Source organism: Pseudarthrobacter sp. AL07 (genome assembly GCF_029960665.1).
Taxonomy (GTDB): Bacteria; Actinomycetota; Actinomycetes; order Actinomycetales; family Micrococcaceae; genus Arthrobacter.
This window is the reverse complement of the sequence record NZ_JASBRB010000070.1, coordinates 1-1,514: the sequence shown is the minus strand read 5'-3', so window position 1 is coordinate 1,514 and position 1,514 is coordinate 1. Positions and strand designations below refer to the sequence as shown.

The window sequence follows — 1,514 nt, the reverse complement described above, 5'->3', positions numbered from 1 at the left end:
AGAAAACAATACACCCACCCAACCCCCACCGCAAATCCACCCCCACAACGGGCCCCTATGCCTCCAGGATCCGCGTCGCGGCGGGGAATCTGAGGGGCTCACAAAGGTCCCGATGCAGTAATCGGCCAGAACGGGCTTCTGTTGACTGGATCACATCAAGCGGGGAATGGCCAGCCGCCGAGACGACGAAGGCTGTGGCCTCTCCGGTGGCAGCTCGGAACCTCTGCCTTGTTGTAGGTTTGCCCTTTCGTGCACCTGTGCGCATCCCTATTGGCCATGTCTCCTCAGAACGGCTCAGGCGTGCGCTGATAGCGGCATACGGCCGATGACCAGGATCAGTTCGCCTCTGATGCGAGATGGTTTCGAAGCCGGCGGCACTAAGCATCATGGTTATTGCTTCCACGGGCCAGGAGTATGCAGGCGTTACAGCGTGTGGCAATCTGGTGATTTCGTCGCCTTCAAACAGACCTAGTAGGAGAAGCCCGCCAGGAGCCAGGCACCGTGCCAGCTCCCGGAGAACGGGGGGAACCTGGTCGGGTGCAAAGTGGATTAGCGATTACCAAGCCAGGATGCCGGATGCATATCCTTCGGGAACTCCGAGATTCGTGAGGGAGGCGACGCGGAATGAGATGCCAGGGAAGGTTACTTCTGCTTGCTTGATGAACGCCGGCACCAAATCCATTCCTTCGACTGCGGCCCGTAGGTCCGCGAGGAACTTGGTCCAATGGCCGGGCCCGGTGACTTTCAGACCCAGCTCGTCTAGCCGACAGAACGTGGTCAGATCAGGATAGGCGAAAGCGGTTGTGTGGGTGCCGCAGAGAAGAGCCGGCGGATGGCGCCCCCGGAGCAGCGGAGTCCACGAATGACGAGGTACCTGATCTCGTTCCCCGGTGAGCCCATGGTGTTCCCCGAGGAGGACTTCGAGGCGGTAGTCGAAGCCTCGCATGCTGTCATCGACGAGGCCAAGGCGGCCGGCGTGTACGTCTTCGGCGGCGAAATCAATGAGGGCGTAGACCCGGTGCTCGTGGCCGGTGACGGCACCGTCACCGTGGTCACCTACCCAGGCCACAAGGTGCCCAACGGCGGGTACACCGTACTCGAGCTGCCCTCACGGGAGGCGGCACTCGAGTGGGCCGCGAAGATCGCCGTGGCCTGCCGCTGCCCGCAAGAGCTCCGGCAGTTCATGTACGACCCGGCCAGCTGACGAGAGCAACCTCAGAGAGTCGGTCGGCAAGTCAGCGGGCGAGGTTTCTTTGAGGATTGGGGGCGACGTCCGTGTATCTAATACCTGCTGGGACTGAACGCAGTGCCTGCACGTTCGAGCCGAAGGTCGTCATTGAGCACCAGCGCAGGCCGATCGCCGTTGATGATTTGACCTTCTCGCTTAACGGACCGGTCCGTAACGGACTCGAACGCGGACATGAAGCGGATCCACGCGCATGCGACATTGCAGCGGGTTGTGGGTGGGGGTGTCGAATTTCACTGTGCCGGGTGTGGTTCTGTGTGCCGGCGGG

General features: G+C 61.7%; 1 protein-coding gene. It reads left to right on the top strand.

The features are described 5' to 3' along the window. Window positions 1-862: 862 nt before the first annotated feature. A complete protein-coding gene (locus QK290_RS18400) occupies window positions 863-1,204 on the top strand; it encodes a transcription initiation protein (protein ID WP_282332112.1) in 342 nt (113 codons plus the stop codon). The last annotated feature ends 310 nt before the right edge of the window (window positions 1,205-1,514 follow it).